At 69.7% G+C, this 14,902-nt stretch carries 15 protein-coding genes; 7 read left to right on the plus strand and 8 right to left on the minus strand.

The features are described 5' to 3' along the window. Nucleotides 1-357: 357 nt before the first annotated feature. Nucleotides 358-999 (minus strand): DNA-3-methyladenine glycosylase, encoded by a 642-nt coding sequence (locus ACFZBT_RS26970; protein ID WP_391108321.1) that lies wholly within the window; start codon nt 997-999, stop codon nt 358-360. A 146-nt stretch (nt 1,000-1,145) separates the two neighbouring features. Between ACFZBT_RS26970 and ACFZBT_RS26975 the strand changes: the two genes are divergently transcribed. From ACFZBT_RS26975 to ACFZBT_RS26985, 3 genes are all read left to right on the plus strand, one after another. Beyond that, on the plus strand, nt 1,146-1,928 hold the full coding sequence (locus ACFZBT_RS26975; protein WP_391108324.1) for a sporulation protein: 783 nt from the start codon (nt 1,146-1,148) through the stop codon (nt 1,926-1,928). 40 nt (nt 1,929-1,968) lie between these two features. Further along, a complete protein-coding gene (locus tag ACFZBT_RS26980) occupies nt 1,969-2,508 on the plus strand; it encodes a YbhB/YbcL family Raf kinase inhibitor-like protein (protein WP_391108327.1) in 540 nt (179 codons plus the stop codon). A gap of 210 nt (nt 2,509-2,718) precedes the next feature. Further along, nucleotides 2,719-3,225 (plus strand): HNH endonuclease, encoded by a 507-nt coding sequence (locus ACFZBT_RS26985; RefSeq protein ID WP_391108331.1) that lies wholly within the window; start codon nt 2,719-2,721, stop codon nt 3,223-3,225. A gap of 58 nt (nt 3,226-3,283) precedes the next feature. Here ACFZBT_RS26985 and ACFZBT_RS26990 read toward each other — a convergent pair whose 3' ends face one another. From ACFZBT_RS26990 to ACFZBT_RS27000, 3 genes are all read right to left on the minus strand, one after another. Then, nucleotides 3,284-4,243, minus strand: a complete 960-nt coding sequence (locus ACFZBT_RS26990; RefSeq protein ID WP_193480843.1) for an SPFH domain-containing protein — start codon at nt 4,241-4,243, stop codon at nt 3,284-3,286. 132 nt (nt 4,244-4,375) lie between these two features. Further along, entirely contained in the window at nt 4,376-4,807 is a 432-nt protein-coding gene (locus ACFZBT_RS26995; RefSeq protein WP_391108335.1) for an NfeD family protein, read from the minus strand. Between the two features lie 94 nt (nt 4,808-4,901). Next, nucleotides 4,902-5,699: an ABC transporter ATP-binding protein gene (locus ACFZBT_RS27000; protein WP_189730195.1), complete on the minus strand. Its 798-nt coding sequence runs from the start codon at nt 5,697-5,699 to the stop codon at nt 4,902-4,904. A gap of 161 nt (nt 5,700-5,860) precedes the next feature. Between ACFZBT_RS27000 and ACFZBT_RS27005 the strand changes: the two genes are divergently transcribed. Next, nucleotides 5,861-6,649 (plus strand): hypothetical protein, encoded by a 789-nt coding sequence (locus ACFZBT_RS27005; protein WP_391108339.1) that lies wholly within the window; start codon nt 5,861-5,863, stop codon nt 6,647-6,649. 280 nt (nt 6,650-6,929) lie between these two features. On the opposite strand, the gene ACFZBT_RS27010 is transcribed toward ACFZBT_RS27005, so the two are convergent. The 3 genes from ACFZBT_RS27010 to ACFZBT_RS27020 all read right to left on the minus strand — a co-directional run bounded on the left by ACFZBT_RS27010 (nt 6,930) and on the right by ACFZBT_RS27020 (nt 9,125). After that, on the minus strand, nt 6,930-7,175 hold the full coding sequence (locus tag ACFZBT_RS27010) for a chaplin family protein (RefSeq protein WP_391108342.1): 246 nt from the start codon (nt 7,173-7,175) through the stop codon (nt 6,930-6,932). A 170-nt stretch (nt 7,176-7,345) separates the two neighbouring features. Continuing rightward, nucleotides 7,346-7,987: a response regulator gene (locus ACFZBT_RS27015; RefSeq protein ID WP_391108344.1), complete on the minus strand. Its 642-nt coding sequence runs from the start codon at nt 7,985-7,987 to the stop codon at nt 7,346-7,348. Beyond that, nucleotides 7,980-9,125, minus strand: coding sequence for a GAF domain-containing protein (locus tag ACFZBT_RS27020; RefSeq protein WP_391108347.1), 1,146 nt, complete (start codon nt 9,123-9,125; stop codon nt 7,980-7,982). The genes ACFZBT_RS27015 and ACFZBT_RS27020 overlap by 8 nt, the downstream gene beginning before the upstream one ends. Nucleotides 9,126-9,361: 236 nt before the next feature. On the opposite strand from ACFZBT_RS27020, the gene ACFZBT_RS27025 reads away from it, so the two are divergent. The 3 genes from ACFZBT_RS27025 to ACFZBT_RS27035 all read left to right on the plus strand — a co-directional run bounded on the left by ACFZBT_RS27025 (nt 9,362) and on the right by ACFZBT_RS27035 (nt 12,171). Then, on the plus strand, nt 9,362-10,060 hold the full coding sequence (locus ACFZBT_RS27025; RefSeq protein ID WP_391108350.1) for an SDR family NAD(P)-dependent oxidoreductase: 699 nt from the start codon (nt 9,362-9,364) through the stop codon (nt 10,058-10,060). Beyond that, a complete protein-coding gene (locus tag ACFZBT_RS27030; RefSeq protein ID WP_391108352.1) occupies nt 10,057-11,100 on the plus strand; it encodes an S-adenosylmethionine:tRNA ribosyltransferase-isomerase in 1,044 nt (347 codons plus the stop codon). The genes ACFZBT_RS27025 and ACFZBT_RS27030 overlap by 4 nt, the downstream gene beginning before the upstream one ends. A 342-nt stretch (nt 11,101-11,442) precedes the next feature. Further along, the gene (locus ACFZBT_RS27035) at nt 11,443-12,171 is read left to right on the plus strand and encodes a transglycosylase SLT domain-containing protein (RefSeq protein ID WP_391108355.1); all 729 of its coding nucleotides are present in this window, start codon (nt 11,443-11,445) and stop codon (nt 12,169-12,171) included. Nucleotides 12,172-12,263: 92 nt separating this feature from the next. Here the strand turns inward: ACFZBT_RS27035 and ACFZBT_RS27040 are convergent, their stop codons facing one another. Then, complete coding sequence (locus tag ACFZBT_RS27040; RefSeq protein ID WP_391108358.1) at nt 12,264-14,783, minus strand: FHA domain-containing protein; 2,520 nt, start codon at nt 14,781-14,783, stop codon at nt 12,264-12,266. Nucleotides 14,784-14,902 lie beyond the last annotated feature (119 nt).

The raw sequence follows: 14,902 nt of genomic DNA on the forward strand, positions 1-14,902 counted from the left end.
AGTTCTCAAGGAACGGTCGCTTCCTTTGTACTCACCCTCTCGGGCTTTCCTCCGGGCGCTTCCCTTCGGTCTTGCGTTTCCGACTCTATCAGATCCTTTTCGATCCGATTCCCTGTCGGCGGGATTTGCCGTGGGCCTTGGCTTTCGCCTGTCGGCCTTTCGACATTCACTACGTTAGCCGATTCGCCGTCCAACTCATAATCGAGTCCGTCGACATCGAATTCAGGCATGCGGGCATACCGAATTCGCCCCTGCTGAGGGGGGTGACTAGGTAGTGGGTTGGCCGCTTCCGAGTGCTGGCGATTGCCGTACCCGCTTCAGCGGCTCGGGCCACATTACGCACCTTGCGGGGACGCGTCAACTTCGGCGGCGCCTCGGGACATGGGCCCGATAGGGACTCACCGTCGGGTCGTCGGCGACCCAGAAGCGCCAGGGGTGGACAGCCCCGTCGCCGGACACACCGGTGCGAGGGCCGTTGAGTACCTGGTCGGAGGGCACAGGGGTGCCGGTCAGCATGCGGAGGGGGGTGTCCTCGGGGGTGCACGCGTCGGTGCCGTCCAGGGAGCGGTCCACGCCCAGGGCCGTCGCCAGTCGAGCGGGGCCTTTGGCCAGTTCCTTGTCGTTGCGGGCCGAGAGTCGACGGGTGCGTGCCAGTTCGACGCCCTCGATGATCTCGCCGGCGCGGAGCAGGACCGCGCTCGCCTTGTCCTCAGGGCCGCACACCAGGTTCATGCAGAACCACATGCCATAGGTGAAGTAGACGTAGACGTGCCCGGGCGGACCGAACATCACGTCGTTGCGGGCCGTGCGACCGCGATAGGCGTGGGAGCCGGGGTCGTCGGAGCCGTCGTAAGCCTCTACCTCTGTGAGGCGGAGGACGATCGGACCTTCCGGGGTGGTGCGTACCAGGATTCGGCCGAGGAGGTCAGGGGCGACATCGAGGACGGGCCGGTCGAAGAACTCCCTGGACAGGGGCGTACGGTCGGGGGTCGCGATCATGCCGTCCGAGGGTACTCAAAGACGGGTGGTGCGGCGGGGTGGCCAGCGGGCACCGGCCTTGCCAGGGTGAGGGCATGGAACCGGCCACGGCCGGATCGCGTTTGTATGGATCAAGGATCCACCCGTAGTGGGCGAGAGGGAGAGACATGGCGTTCAAGAAGCTGCTCGCGAGCCTGGGGGCCGGCGGGGCTTCGGTCGAGACGGTGCTGCACGAGGTCAACGTCGTCCCGGGCGGTGTCGTCCAGGGTGAGGTGCGGATCCAGGGCGGGTCCGTGAACCAGCAGATCGAGGGGCTCTCGGTCGGGCTGCAGGCCAAGGTCGAGGTGGAGAGCGGCGACCAGGAGTACAAGCAGGACATCGAGTTCACGAAGTCGCGGCTTGGCGGGGCGTTCGAGCTCCAGGCGAACGCGGTGCACGCGGTGCCGTTCGGGCTGGAGATCCCGTGGGAGACTCCGATCACGATGATCGACGGGCAGGCGCTGCGTGGCATGAACATCGGGGTGTCCACGGAGCTGGAGATCGCGCGGGCCGTGGACTCCGGTGACCTGGACCCGGTCAACGTGCACCCGCTGCCGGCGCAGAAGGCGATCCTGGACGCGTTCATCCAGCTGGGCTTCCGGTTCAAGAACGCGGACATGGAGCGCGGTGTCATCCGGGGTACACGGCAGAAGCTGCCGTTCTACCAGGAGATCGAGTTCTACCCGCCGCAGCAGTACCGGGGCCTGAACCAGGTCGAGCTGAGCTTCGTGGCCGACGAGCAGGCCATGGACGTGGTGCTCGAGATGGACAAGAAGCCGGGGCTGTTCAGCGAGGGCAGCGACACCTTCCGCTCCTTCAAGGTGGGGCTTCAGGACTACCAGGGCACCGACTGGACCGCGTACCTCAACCAGTGGCTGTCCGAGGTCGGCAGCAAGCGCAACTGGTTCTAGGCTCGGGGCTGACTGAACGAATCGATCAGGAGGTACCGAGGTGACCGAGCTCAAGCGGCGGCCGCTCCCCCACGACTTCCATCCGCCCGTACCGTCGTTCACGGTCACGAGCAAGGATGTCGAGGAGGGTGCGACGCTCCAGGACGCTCAGGTCTACGCGGCCGGCAACACCTCGCCGCAGTTGCGGTGGGAGGGCTTCCCGCCCGAGACCAAGAGTTTCGCCGTGACCTGCTACGACCCGGACGCCCCTACGGGCAGCGGGTTCTGGCACTGGGTGCTGTTCGACATCCCGGGCTCGGTGACCGAGCTGCCGGTGGGTGCGGGCAGCGGCGCGTTCGAGGGTCTGCCCGAGGGCGCGATCCAGGCGCGTAACGACTACGGGAGCAAGGAGTTCGGTGGTGCCGCGCCGCCGCCCGGCGACGGTCCGCACCGTTACGTCTTCACCGTGTACGCCGTGGATTCGGAGAAGCTCGGTCCGGATGCGGAGGCTTCGCCTGCCGTCGTGGGCTTCAACCTGCGGTTTCACACCATCGGGCGTGCCCAGCTGATCGGTGAGTACGAGGTGCCCGCCGAAGGCTGACCCGTCGTCCGGCGATCCCGGCGTTCACAGAACGTTTGCCCGCTCCTGGTCTTGGAATTGATCAGGAGCGGGCATTTTTGTTGCCGGGGGCACGGGGGTCACCCCCCCCGTGAGAGCAGCAGATATTGCGTTGTCCATCTCGGCGTGCCCGGCCAGAGTTGATCCCAGCCCGCCAGGGGGTGGGCCGGTGCACACGGGAGGTGGGCTGGTATGCGGGACACGCTGGTACTCAACGCGAGCTTCGAGCCGCTGTCGACGGTAACGCTGAACCGAGCCGTCGTTCTGGTGCTTCAGGACAAGGCCGTCGTCGAGCAGGCCCACCCCGAACTGCGGATGAGGGGAGCCGCGGTCGACATACCGGCGCCCCGAGTCATCAGGCTCTGCCAGTACGTACGGGTGCCCTTCCGAAGACGAGCACCGTGGTCGAGGCGGGGCGTGCTGGTCCGGGACCGGAACCGGTGCGCTTACTGCGGGAGGCGGGCGACGACGGTCGACCACGTGGTGCCGCGGTCGCGGGGCGGGCAGGACACGTGGCTGAACACGGTGGCCTCGTGTGCGGAGGACAATCACCGCAAGGCGAACCGGACTCCGGTGGAGGCGGGCATGCCGTTGCTTCGGGAGCCGTTCGAGCCGACTCCGGCGGACGCGATGCTGCTGGCGCTGGGGCAGGACGACTTCGACGCGCTGCCGGAGTGGCTGGCGCAGCCCGCCGCCTAGCTGTCATGCGAAGGGGGCCCGCTTCTCTGGGAAGCGGGCCCCCTTCGTGGGTGCCGGGTCAGTCGATGGACGGCTTCTCACGGCGTTCCTGGGCGGGGACGCCGGCTCCGGACGCGCCGCCGTTGCCGCCGGAACCGCCGCCGAGGCCGCCGAAGTTGCCCATGGCGCCCGAGAGGCCCTTGAGGGCGTCGCCGATTTCGCTGGGGACGATCCAGAGCTTGTTGGCGTCGCCCTCGGCGATCTTCGGGAGCATCTGGAGGTACTGGTAGGAGAGGAGCTTCTGGTCCGGGTCTCCGGCGTGGATGGCTTCGAAGACCGTACGGACGGCCTGGGCCTCGCCCTCGGCGCGCAGGGCGGCCGCCTTGGCCTCGCCTTCGGCGCGCAGGATCTGGGACTGCTTCTCACCTTCGGCGCGCAGGATCTCCGACTGCCGGACACCTTCGGCCTGGAGGATCGCGGCGCGCTTGTCGCGGTCGGCGCGCATCTGCTTCTCCATCGAGTCCTGGATGGAGGTGGGCGGTTCGATCGCCTTGAGCTCGACGCGGTTGACGCGGATGCCCCACTTGCCGGTGGCCTCGTCGAGGACGCCGCGCAGGGCCGCGTTGATCTCCTCGCGGGAGGTCAGGGTCCGCTCCAGGTCCATGCCGCCGATGATGTTGCGCAGCGTGGTGACGGTGAGCTGCTCGATCGCCTGGATGTAGCTGGCGACTTCGTAGGTCGCGGCCCGCGCGTCGGTCACCTGGTAGTAGATGACGGTGTCGATGTTGACCACCAGGTTGTCCTGGGTGATCACCGGCTGCGGCGGGAAGGGGACGACCTGTTCACGCAGGTCGATGCGGTTGCGGATGGTGTCGATGAACGGGACCACGATGTTGAGGCCCGCGTTGAGTGTCCGCGTGTAGCGGCCGAACCGCTCGACGATGGCCGCGCTGGCCTGTGGGATGACTTGGATCGTCTTGATCAGGGCGATGAAGACCAACACCACCAGAATGATCAGGACGATGATGACCGGTTCCATCGTCGTTCCCCGTGTCCCTTCTCCGCTGCGGCGCCTTCGGCAGATCTTATGGTTGTCGAAGATCTTGCTGGTCGAGTCTGACAGACCGTCGCGTACCTGGCGAGGAGTTCGCTCCGGTTACGTCCTGCGAGGTCACATGACGATCGCGGTGGCTCCTTCGATGTCCACGACGTCCACTTCCTGGCCTACTTCGTAAGCGCGGTCGGTGTCGAGGGCGCGGGCCGACCAGACCTCTCCGGCCAGCTTGATCCGGCCGCCGGAGGCGTCGACGCGTTCCAGGACGACGGCTTGTCTGCCTTTCAGCGCGTCCACGCCCGTCGCGAGTTGGGGCCGCTGGGCGCGATGCCGGTTCGCGATGGGCCGTACGACGGCGATGCCGGCGGTCGAGACGACGGCGAAGACCGCGACCTGGGCGACGGCTCCGCCACCGAAGACGCCGGTGACCGCCGCCGCGGCGACGGCTCCCACCGCCAGCATGCCGAGTTCGGGCATCGCGGTGACCACGAGCGCGATGCCGAGCGCTGCCGCGCCGATCAGCCACCACAGCCATGCGTCGATTTCCACATGGTCATGGTAGGTCCGACGCCCTGTCGCCGACAGGGCGCCCGGCGTGTGAAATGCCGTTCTTGCTCTGGCACTTGTGCGGCGCGGGGCCGGGTCAGGACAGCGGGAGGCCCTGTGCGGTCCAGCGCTCGCCCGCCTGTTCGACGACGAGCGGGAGGCCGAAGCAGAGGGAGAGGTTGCGGGAGGTGAGTTCGAGCTCCAGCGGGCCGGCGGCGAGGACCTTGCCCTGGCGGATCATGAGGACGTGGGTGAAGCCCGGGGGGATCTCCTCGACGTGGTGGGTGACCATGAGCATCGAGGGGGCGATGGGGTCGCGGGCGAGCCGGCCGAGGCGGCGGACGAGATCCTCGCGGCCGCCGAGGTCGAGTCCGGCGGCGGGCTCGTCGAGGAGGAGCAGCTCGGGGTCGGTCATCAGGGCGCGGGCGATGAGGGTGCGCTTGCGCTCGCCCTCGGAGAGCGAGCCGAACCTGCGCTCCAGGTAGTCGCTCATGCCGAGGCGGTCGAGGAAGGCGCGGGCGCGCCGCTCGTCGATCTCCTCGTAGTCCTCGTGCCAGGTGGCGGTCATGCCGTACGCGGCGGTCAGCACGGTCTCCAGGACCGTCTGGCGCTTGGGGAGCTTCTCTGTCATGGCAATGCCGGCCATGCCGATGCGCGGGCGCAGCTCGAAGACGTCGGTGCCGGGCCGGCCGAGGGTCTCGCCGAGGATGGCGGCGGTGCCCGAGCTGGGGAAGAGGTAGGTGGAAGCGAGGTTGAGGAGGGTGGTCTTGCCGGCGCCGTTCGGGCCCAGGATGACCCAGCGCTCGCCCTCCTTGACCGACCAGGAGACCTGGTCCACCAGAGCCCGGCCCTCGCGGACCACGGATACGTCCTGAAGCTCCAGAACATCGCTCATGAGCGCGTTGTCTCCCCTTGCAGTGTGGCCGGTCTCGGCTGTCGCGTAAGCCTGTGGCTCGGTCCGCCGCGCCGGTGGGCGCAGCCCTCCATGAAATCTACGCCACCGGTCGGTCCGGGCATTCCCTCGGTCCGGGTCTTGGGCTCTCTTAGGGTGGAGGCATGCTCTCGGAACCGCGTGCTGGACGTCTTGCAGCTTGGGGAAATGCCCTTTTGGCCGGACTTGTCTCACCTGATGACGCCGTGCTCGCCATCGTCGGCGAGGACGCGGTCCACCGGGTGGAGGGGCTTCCCGGGGAGTCGGCGCCCGTCGGACTGACGCTCGCGCTGGGGCGGCTGCGGACGCTCGGGGTGACCGGGCTGCGGCTCGCGCTGCCGGCGCCCGGGCATCCGCTGGGGCTGAGCGGGCCGCCGGAGTTCAACGCGCGGGCGCTGGACGCCGAGCAGGCGGTGGTCTGTTACGGCGCCGCGTTCGGGCTGGTGCCGGAGGTGTACGAGGCGGGGCCCGAGGGTGATGTGCATGTCGAGGTCGTATGGCATGTGCTGCCCGTGCGGGAGGCGCCGCCCGCGGATGTGCCGTCGCTGGGTGAGGCCGAGCGTGAGCTGGCGGAGGCCCTTCGAGAGGCGACGGAGGTGCTGACGCGGCTGGACGTGGCCGGGTCGGGGCCGGTGGCCGAGGCGGCGATCGATGCGTATCGGGCGCGGGCCGAGCGGGGGCGGGAGGTGCTGGCGCCGGGGTATCCGTCGCGGGCGGTGCGGGTGCTGGAGCTGGCGCAGCGGGTGGGGACGTTGATCGTGGTGGCGACGGAGAGTGGGCACGGGGGTGCGGTGAGTGCGTCTGAGATGGGGGCGCGGCGGGAGGCGTTGCGGCCGGTGGAGCGGACGGCTCGGCGGGCGCAGGTCGCGGCGTACAACTCCGTTGTGGAGGAGCGGGAGCGGGGGGTGCGGTGACGGTCGGGTGTCGGGTGGGCGCAGCTAGGGCCTGTCGTTTGGATCACGGCGCAGGGAATCGGCAGCACTTCTTCGACGCCGGTGAGCGGGGCCTGGTGCGTGCAGCTGCAAGGCGGAGGAGGGAGTCGACGCGGAGCGTCGGCGACCGACGAGAACGCGGCAGATGTGCGTGCCAGGCCCCGCGTCTGCGGCGTGATCCAAACGACAGGCCCTAGGCGAACGGCCTCCCAGGTGGGGCTGGGAGGCCGGGGTCACCTTCGGCTCGGAGGCGGAGGTGAAGTCAGTGGTTGACGGCGAGGTTGCCGAACGCCGGGTTCAGGACGCCGATGACGTTCACGCTGTTGCCGGAGACGTTGACCGGGACGTGCACCGGGGCCTGGACCACGTTGCCCGAGGCGACGCCCGGCGAGCCGATGGCGCTGCCGTCGGCGTGCGCGCCGTTCGTGGCGGAGGCCATGCCCGCACCGGCGGCCAGGAGTCCACCGGTCACCATCGTCACGGCAGCGGCCTTCTTCAGGTTCTTCACTTCTGAGCCCTCCTTGCGATCGCCGCGGCAGGCGCCGCGGCACGCTCTGGAGAACGGCGGAGATCCACCGAGGATGCGCCATGCGAGGGACATTCCCACGACAGTATGAATCTCGGTCCGGAGTGGAACCTTCCGCGTTGCCGTGGGGTGCGTGTGAGTCCATGAAACGTTCAGCCGGTCACGCCGTGGCGAACGGCCCACAGGGCGGCCTGGGTTCGGTCGGACAGGTCGAGTTTCATCAGGATGTTCGAGACGTGGGTCTTGACGGTCTTCTCGGAGAGGACGAGCGCGCGGGCGATCTCCCGGTTGGAGCGGCCGTCCGCTATCAGGCCGAGCACCTCGCGCTCCCGCTCGGTGAGCGAGCCGGCCCTTCCCGGCCCCGAGTTGGCCTCCTCCTGGGACAGCAGGGCGCCGGCCACCTCCGGCTGGAGGAGGATGTGCCCGGCGTGGACGGAGCGGATGGCTCCGGCGAGGGCGTCGGGGTCGACGTCCTTGTAGACGTATCCGGCGGCGCCCGCGCGCAGGGCCGGCACCACCGTGCGCTGCTCGGTGAAGCTGGTGACGACCAGTACGCGCGCGGGGTTGTCGAGTTCGCGGAGTCTGCGCAGGGCGGCGACACCGTCCATGCCCGGCATCTTGACGTCCATGAGGATGACGTCGGGCCTCAACTCCTCCGCTCGGTCGACTCCTTCGGCGCCGTCCGCGGCCTCGCCGACGACCTCGATGTCGTCCTGCACCTCGAGGAAGGTGCGCAGGCCCCGGCGGACGACCTGGTGGTCGTCGACGAGCAGTACCTTGATCGCGTCAGCCACCGGGGACCTCCATCTCGATCGTGGTGCCCTTGCCGGGCACCGATTCCACGGTCAGCGTGCCGCCGGCCCCGCTCGACCGGTCCCGCATGGAGACCAGGCCGAGATGGCGCCCCGCGCGCCGCACCGCCTGCGGGTCGAAGCCGCGGCCGTCGTCCGTGACCCGCAGGACGGCTCCGCCTCCGCGGCGGTCCAGGGTCACGTCGACGTGGTCGGCTCCGGAGTGGCGCAGGGCGTTGTGCAGGGCCTCCTGGGCGACGCGCAGGACGGCCTCCTCCTGGGAGGCGGGCAGGGCCTTCACTCCATGGCAGGCGAAGGTCACACGGGCGGTGTGGGCGCGGTCGAGGACCTGGACCTGCGTGCGCAGGGTGGCCACGAGGCCGTCCTCGTCGAGGGCCGCGGGGCGCAACTCGACGACCGCGGCACGCAGTTCGTCGGCGGCTTCGGCGGCCAGCACCGCCACCTGGTGGAGTTCGCCCTTGGCGCGGGAGGGGTCCCGGTCCACCAGGCGGGCCGCGGCCTGGGCGGTCAGGCGGAGGGAGAACAGCTTCTGGCTGACCGCGTCGTGCAGTTCGTGGGCGAGGCGGGAGCGCTCCTCGGCGATGGTCAGTTCGCGGCTGCGTTCGTAGAGGCGGGCGTTGGTGAGGGCGATCGCGGCGTGCTGGGCGAGGATGCCGAGGAGTTCCTCGTCGTCCGCCGTGAAGCCGCAGCCGCCTTCGGGCTTCTCGCAGTTCTTGTTCGCGAGGAACAGGGCGCCTATGACCTCGTCGCCGTCGCGGATCGGCAGGCCCAGGAAGTCGATCAGGTCGGGGTGGGCCTTCGGCCAGCCCTCGAAGCGGGGGTCCTTGCGGACGTCGGCGAGGCGCTCGGACCTGGCCTCGTGCAGCATCGAGGCGAGGATGCCGTGCTGGCGCGGGAGCGGGCCGATGGCCTTCCACTGTTCCTCGCTGACGCCGTCGACCACGAACTGGGCGAAGCCTCCGTGGTCGTCCGGCACGCCGAGCGCGGCGTACTGCGCGTCGAGCAGCTCGCGGGCCGAGGCGGTGATCGTCTTGAGGACGTCGCGCACCTCGAGATGCCTGCTCATGGCCAGCAGCGCGGAGCTCACCGCGGCGAGGCCGGACCGGGGACCGTGACTCATGTCATCACGGTACCGGCGGGCTGTGACAGCGCGGATCGGACCGGTGGCGGCGGGTGCCCGGTCCGGTGGGCCTAGGTCGCGAGGCCGAGTCGGCAGGGCTGCGCGGTCTAGGACCGGGGGCGCCGGGCCTGTGGCGTAGGGCGAAGGGACCCGGTGGTTTGCGGCCCCCGTCCGAGGTGGTCCGGGCGGCTCCATTCCTACGTTGAGAGCACGCGATCACGACGAGGGAGCCGATCATGCCGGTTGCGATCATCACCGGAGCGTCGAAGGGCCTGGGCCGTGCGCTCGCCGAGGCGCTGGCCGGGCGGGGCTGGGACCTGGTGCTCGATGCCAGGGGTGCCGAGGCGCTGGCTGAGGCGGCCGGGGCCGTCTCCGCGCACGGCACGCGCGTGACCGCCCTGCCCGGGGACGTCACCGACGCCGGACACCGGGCGGAGCTGGTGTCGGCGGCGTGGCGGCTGGGCGGCGTCGACCTGCTGGTGCACAACGCGAGCGCGCTGGGTGCCGAGCCGCTGGTGCGGCTGGAGGAGCTGTCCCTGGAGGGGCTGCGCCGGGCGCTGGAGGTGAACCTGGTGGCGGGTCTCGGCCTGGTCCAGGAGGCGCTGCCGCTGCTGCGGGCTTCGGGGGCGGGCACGGTCGTCGCCGTCAGCTCGGACGCGGCCGCCGAGGCGTACGGGACCTGGGGCGGCTACGGGGCGTCCAAGGCGGCCCTGGACCAGCTGGTGGCGGTGCTCGCCGTGGAGGAGCCGGGGCTGCGGGTCTGGGCGGTGGATCCCGGGGACATGGCCACGGACCTGTACGCGGCGGCCGTACCGGACGATCATGATCCGCGGCCGGCGCCGGCTGCCGTGGTGCCGGGGTTCCTGCGGCTGCTGGACGAGCGCCCGGCGAGCGGGCGGTACGGGGCTCCGGCCCTGCTGGACGGGGCCCGATGACACCGGCCGTGCGGGTACCGGAGGAACTGTCGGCCCGGGTGCCGGTCGAGCAGCGGGGGCCCGGGCTGGACCGGGACGCCGTACGGATGCTGGTGTCGCGGGGTGCGGGGGTGGCGCATCACACGTTCACGGAGCTGCCGCGGCTGCTGCGGGCGGGGGATCTGCTCGTGGTCAACACCTCGGCCACGCTGGCGGCGGCCGTCGACGGGTGGGTCGGGCACGCGCGCGTGGTGGTGCACTTCTCCACCTCCGGGGACGACGGTCGCTGGGCGGTGGAGCTGCGGGAGCCCGACGGGCTGGGCACCACGCGCGCGCGTGCGGCCGGGCCCGCGGGTTCGGAGGTGCGTCTGCCGGGTGGGGTCCGGCTGGTGCTGGAGGAGCCGCTGAGCGGGCGGAGCGGGCGGCTGTGGTGGGTGCGGGTGTCCGGGCCCGGGGTTCCGGGGCTGCTGCGGGAGCACGGGCGGCCCATTCGCTACTCCTACACGGTGCGGGACCAGCCGCTGTCCGTCTACCAGACGGTGTTCGCGCTGCCGTCGGCGGACGGGGCGGGCAGCGCGGAGATGCCGAGTGCGGCGCGGCCCTTCACGGCGCGGCTGGTGGCGGAGCTGGTGAGCCGGGGGGTGGGGTTCGCGCCGGTCACGCTGCACACGGGGGTGTCGTCGGCGGAGGCGCACGAGCCGCCGTATCCCGAGCGCTTCGCGGTGACCGGGGCGTCGGCGCGGCTGATCAACGCCGCGAAGGCCGGCGCGGGCCGGGTTCTCGCGGTCGGGACGACGGCGGTGCGGGCCGTGGAGTCGGCGGCGGGTGCCGACGGGATCGTACGCCCGCGGGCGGGGTGGACCGACCTGGTGGTGACCCCGGAGCGCGGGGTGCGGGTGGTGGACGGGCTGCTGACCGGGCTGCACGAGCCGGAGGCCTCGCATCTGCTGATGCTGGAGGCGGTCGCGGGGCGGACGGCGATCGAGCGGGGATACGAGGCCGCGTTGCAAGGCCGCTACCTGTGGCACGAGTTCGGGGACGTGCACCTCGTACTTCGCTGACCGGCCCTCACACAGAGCATCGCTTGTGCAACTGGACGTGAGACTGATCTAGGAGCCATGTGAGCCCTCGCATAGGACCCACGTCACGTACGAAGGGACGTAGGAGACAAAGGCGCCCCTATTGAGCGGCTCGTACGGTCCAATCTGTCCCGATTTACCCATCCCTGATCCACTATCTCCCTTCGTACGTCACACCTTTGCCACGCCATTTTGCGGCCGCTAAGAATGGCTGCCGTCGCTCAGCGCCGTGGGTTCACCTCCGCGGCGTTTGTGTCGGAAACACACCGAGTCCAACGCCGGACGCCGAGCGACTCCCGCGCTATTCGAAGAGGTCCAACCACCATGCCCAAGAACATCTTCAGCCGTGGCCCCAGTCGTAACCTCACCCGTCACCACAAGATCGCCATGGCGGGTGTCGCCACCCTCGGCGCCGCCGCCATCGGGTTCTCCGCGGTGCCGAGCGGTGCTTCGACGAAGACCACGACGGAAGCCGCTCAGTCGGCTCCGGTGGCGTTCAGCAACCAGCAGATCAAGGACGTGAAGGCGAGCGTCACCGACCAGATGGCCGGTGCCAGCCTGAAGGCCGAGCAGATCGAGGCGAAGAAGAAGGCCGACGCCGCGGCTGCCGCCAAGAAGAAGGCCGCCGCCGAGGCCGCGAAGAAGAAGGCCGAGGCCGCGCGCGAGGCGAAGGAGGCCGCGAGCCGCGACGCCAAGCGCGCCGAGGCCAAGAAGGCCGCCAAGAAGACCTACCCGAACAACCTCGACGGCTGGATCCGCGAGTCGCTCGACATCCTGAAGAAGCACGACATCCCGGCGTCCTACGACGGCATCCACCGCAACATCATCCGCGAGTCGTCCGGTGACCCGAAGGCCATCAACAACTGGGACATCAACGCCATCAACGGCATCCCGTCGAAGGGTCTGCTGCAGGTCATCCCGCCGACCTTCAAGACCTGGCACGTCCCCGGCACCTCCTGGGACATCTACGACCCGGTAGCCAACATCACCGCCGCCTGTAACTACGCGGCCGACAAGTACGGCTCGATGGACAACGTCGACAGCGCGTACTGAGGTAGCGCGGACCTCTGCTCGCTGAACGAGAACGCCGAAGGGCGGCACCCTCCTGACGGGGTGCCGCCCTTCGGGGCGTCGTGCGACGGAGACTACTTGCGCATGACCTCGGGCTCGTGGCGGCGCAGGAAGCGGGCCACGAAGAAGCCGCAGAGCACACCCAGCGCGAGCAGCGCGCCCATGTCCATGGCCCAGGCCCCGACCGTGTGCTCCCACAGCGGGTCGTTGTCGCCGGCGGTCTCCGGCGGGGCGATCTTGTTGAAGTCCAGCGTGGCACCGGAGGCGGCGACCGCCCAGCGCGACGGCATCAGGAACGAGAACTGGTTGACGCCGATCGAGCCGTGCAGCGTGAACAGGCAGCCCGTGAAGACGACCTGGATGATGGCGAACATCACCAGCAGCGGCATGGTCTTCTCCGCGGTCTTCACCAGCGACGAGATGATCAGGCCGAACATCATCGAGGTGAAGCCCAGGGCCATGATCGGCACGGACAGCTCGACGAGGGTCGCGCTGCCGAAGACCAGGCCCTCTTCGGGGATCTCCCGGCTGGAGAAGCCGATGACGCCGACCAGCAGGCCCTGCAGCACGGTGATCATGCCGAGCACGAACACCTTGGACATCAGATACGCCGAGCGGGACAGGCCGGTCGCACGCTCCCGCTCGTAGATGACCCGTTCCTTGATCAGCTCACGGACGGAGTTCGCCGCGCCCGCGAAGCAGGCGCCGACCGCGAGGATCAGCAGGACCGTGGTGGCGGTGCCGTTCGGGATGATCCGGCCCGTCTGCGGGTTGACCGGGTTCGGCAGCAGGCCCCGGTCCGCGTCGATGAGCAGGCTGACCGCGCCCAGCACGGCCGGCAGGATCACCATCAGGGCGAGGAAGCCCTTGTCGGACGCGATCACCGAGACGTAGCGCCGCACCAGTGTGACGAACTGCGACATCCAGCCCTGTGGCTTCGGCGGCTTCATCGCCTGCATGGGCGGAACCTGTACGGACTGCGGCGCCACCGCGTCGATGTCCGCGGCGTACATCTGGTAGTGCTGCGAGCCCTTCCAGCGGCCCGCCCAGTCGTAGTCGCGGTAGTTCTCGAAGGCGGAGAAGACATCGGCCCAGGTGTCGTAGCCGAAGAAGTTCAGCGCCTCCTCGGGCGGGCCGAAGTAGGCGACGGCACCGCCCGGGGCCATCACGAGGAGCTTGTCGCAGATCGCCAGCTCGGCCACGGAGTGGGTGACGACAAGGACCGTGCGGCCGTCGTCGGCGAGGCCGCGCAGCAGCTGCATGACGTCGCGGTCCATGCCCGGGTCGAGGCCGGAGGTGGGCTCGTCCAGGAAGATCAGCGAGGGCTTGGTGAGCAGCTCCAGGGCCACCGAGACGCGCTTGCGCTGGCCGCCGGAGAGGGAGGTGACCTTCTTCTCCTTGTGGATGTCGAGCTTCAGCTCGCGCAGCACCTCGTCGATACGGGCCTCACGCTCGCCGGCCGTGGTGTCGGCCGGGAAGCGGAGCTTGGCCGCGTACTTGAGGGCCTTCTTGACGGTCAGTTCCTTGTGCAGGATGTCGTCCTGCGGGACGAGACCGATGCGCTGGCGCAGCTCGGCGAACTGCTTGTAGAGGTTCCGGTTGTCGTAGAGGACCTCGCCCTGGTCGGCCGGGCGGTAGCCGGTGAGCGCCTTGAGCAGGGTCGACTTGCCGGAGCCGGACGGGCCGATGACGGCGATGAGCGACTTCTCGGGGACGCCGAAGGAGACGTCCTTGAGGATCTGCTTGCCGCCGTCGACCGTGACGGTCAGATGGCGGGCGGAGAAGGACACCTCACCGGTGTCGACGAACTCCTCGAGCCGGTCGCCGACGATCCGGAACGTCGAGTGGCCGACGCCGACGACATCGGCCGGGCCGAGCAACTGCCCGCCGCCCTTGGGGATCGGCAGACCGTTGACGTACGTGCCGTTGTGGGAGCCGAGGTCGCGGATCTCCATGCGGCCGTCGGGCGTGGCGTGGAACTCGGCGTGGTGCCGGGAGACCTGCAGGTCGGAGACGACCAGCTCGTTCTCCAGGGCACGGCCGATGCGCATCACGCGACCGAGGGAGAACTGGTGGAACGTGGTGGGGCTGCGGTCGCCGTGGGCCGGCGGTGCCCCCGCGGCGCCGCCGGGAGTCTGCTGCTGCGGGATGTGCCCGCCGGGATGCGGCTGCTGAGGCTGCTGCCAGCCGGCCTGCGGAGCCTGCTGCTGGGAGGGCGCCTGCTGGGCCCAGCCGGGGTTCGCGCCCTGCGCGGCGTACGGCTGCTGCTGCGGCTGGGCCTGCGGCGTTGCGACGGAGGCTGCGGCTCCGGAGAGGTTCAGACGCGGTCCGTCGGTGGCGTTGCCCAGGTTCACCGCCGAGCCGGGGCCGAGCTCCAGGTGGTGGATCCGCTGACCCTGCACGAACGTGCCGTTGGTGCTGCCATGGTCCTCGATGACCCAACTGCGGCCGTTGAAACTGACCGTGGCGTGACGCCAGGAGACCCTGGCGTCGTCGAAGACGACGTCCCCCTGCGGATCACGTCCGAGGGTGTAAGCCCTGGACGGATCGAGCGTCCAGGTACGTCCGTTTGATTCCAGTACGAGTTCCGGCACTCCATGCCCCACTGAGTTGTCCCCCGAGTTACCCCCGACATGGGGAGTCTAGGGATGTCGAACATCGGGGGGAACTATTTCAGTAGCGGCCCCCTGACCGAAAGTCGGGCCTTGTGAAG

Origin of the sequence: Streptomyces sp. NPDC008137 (genome assembly GCF_042957035.1) — a bacterium.
In the GTDB taxonomy this organism is placed as follows: Bacteria; Actinomycetota; Actinomycetes; order Streptomycetales; family Streptomycetaceae; genus Streptomyces.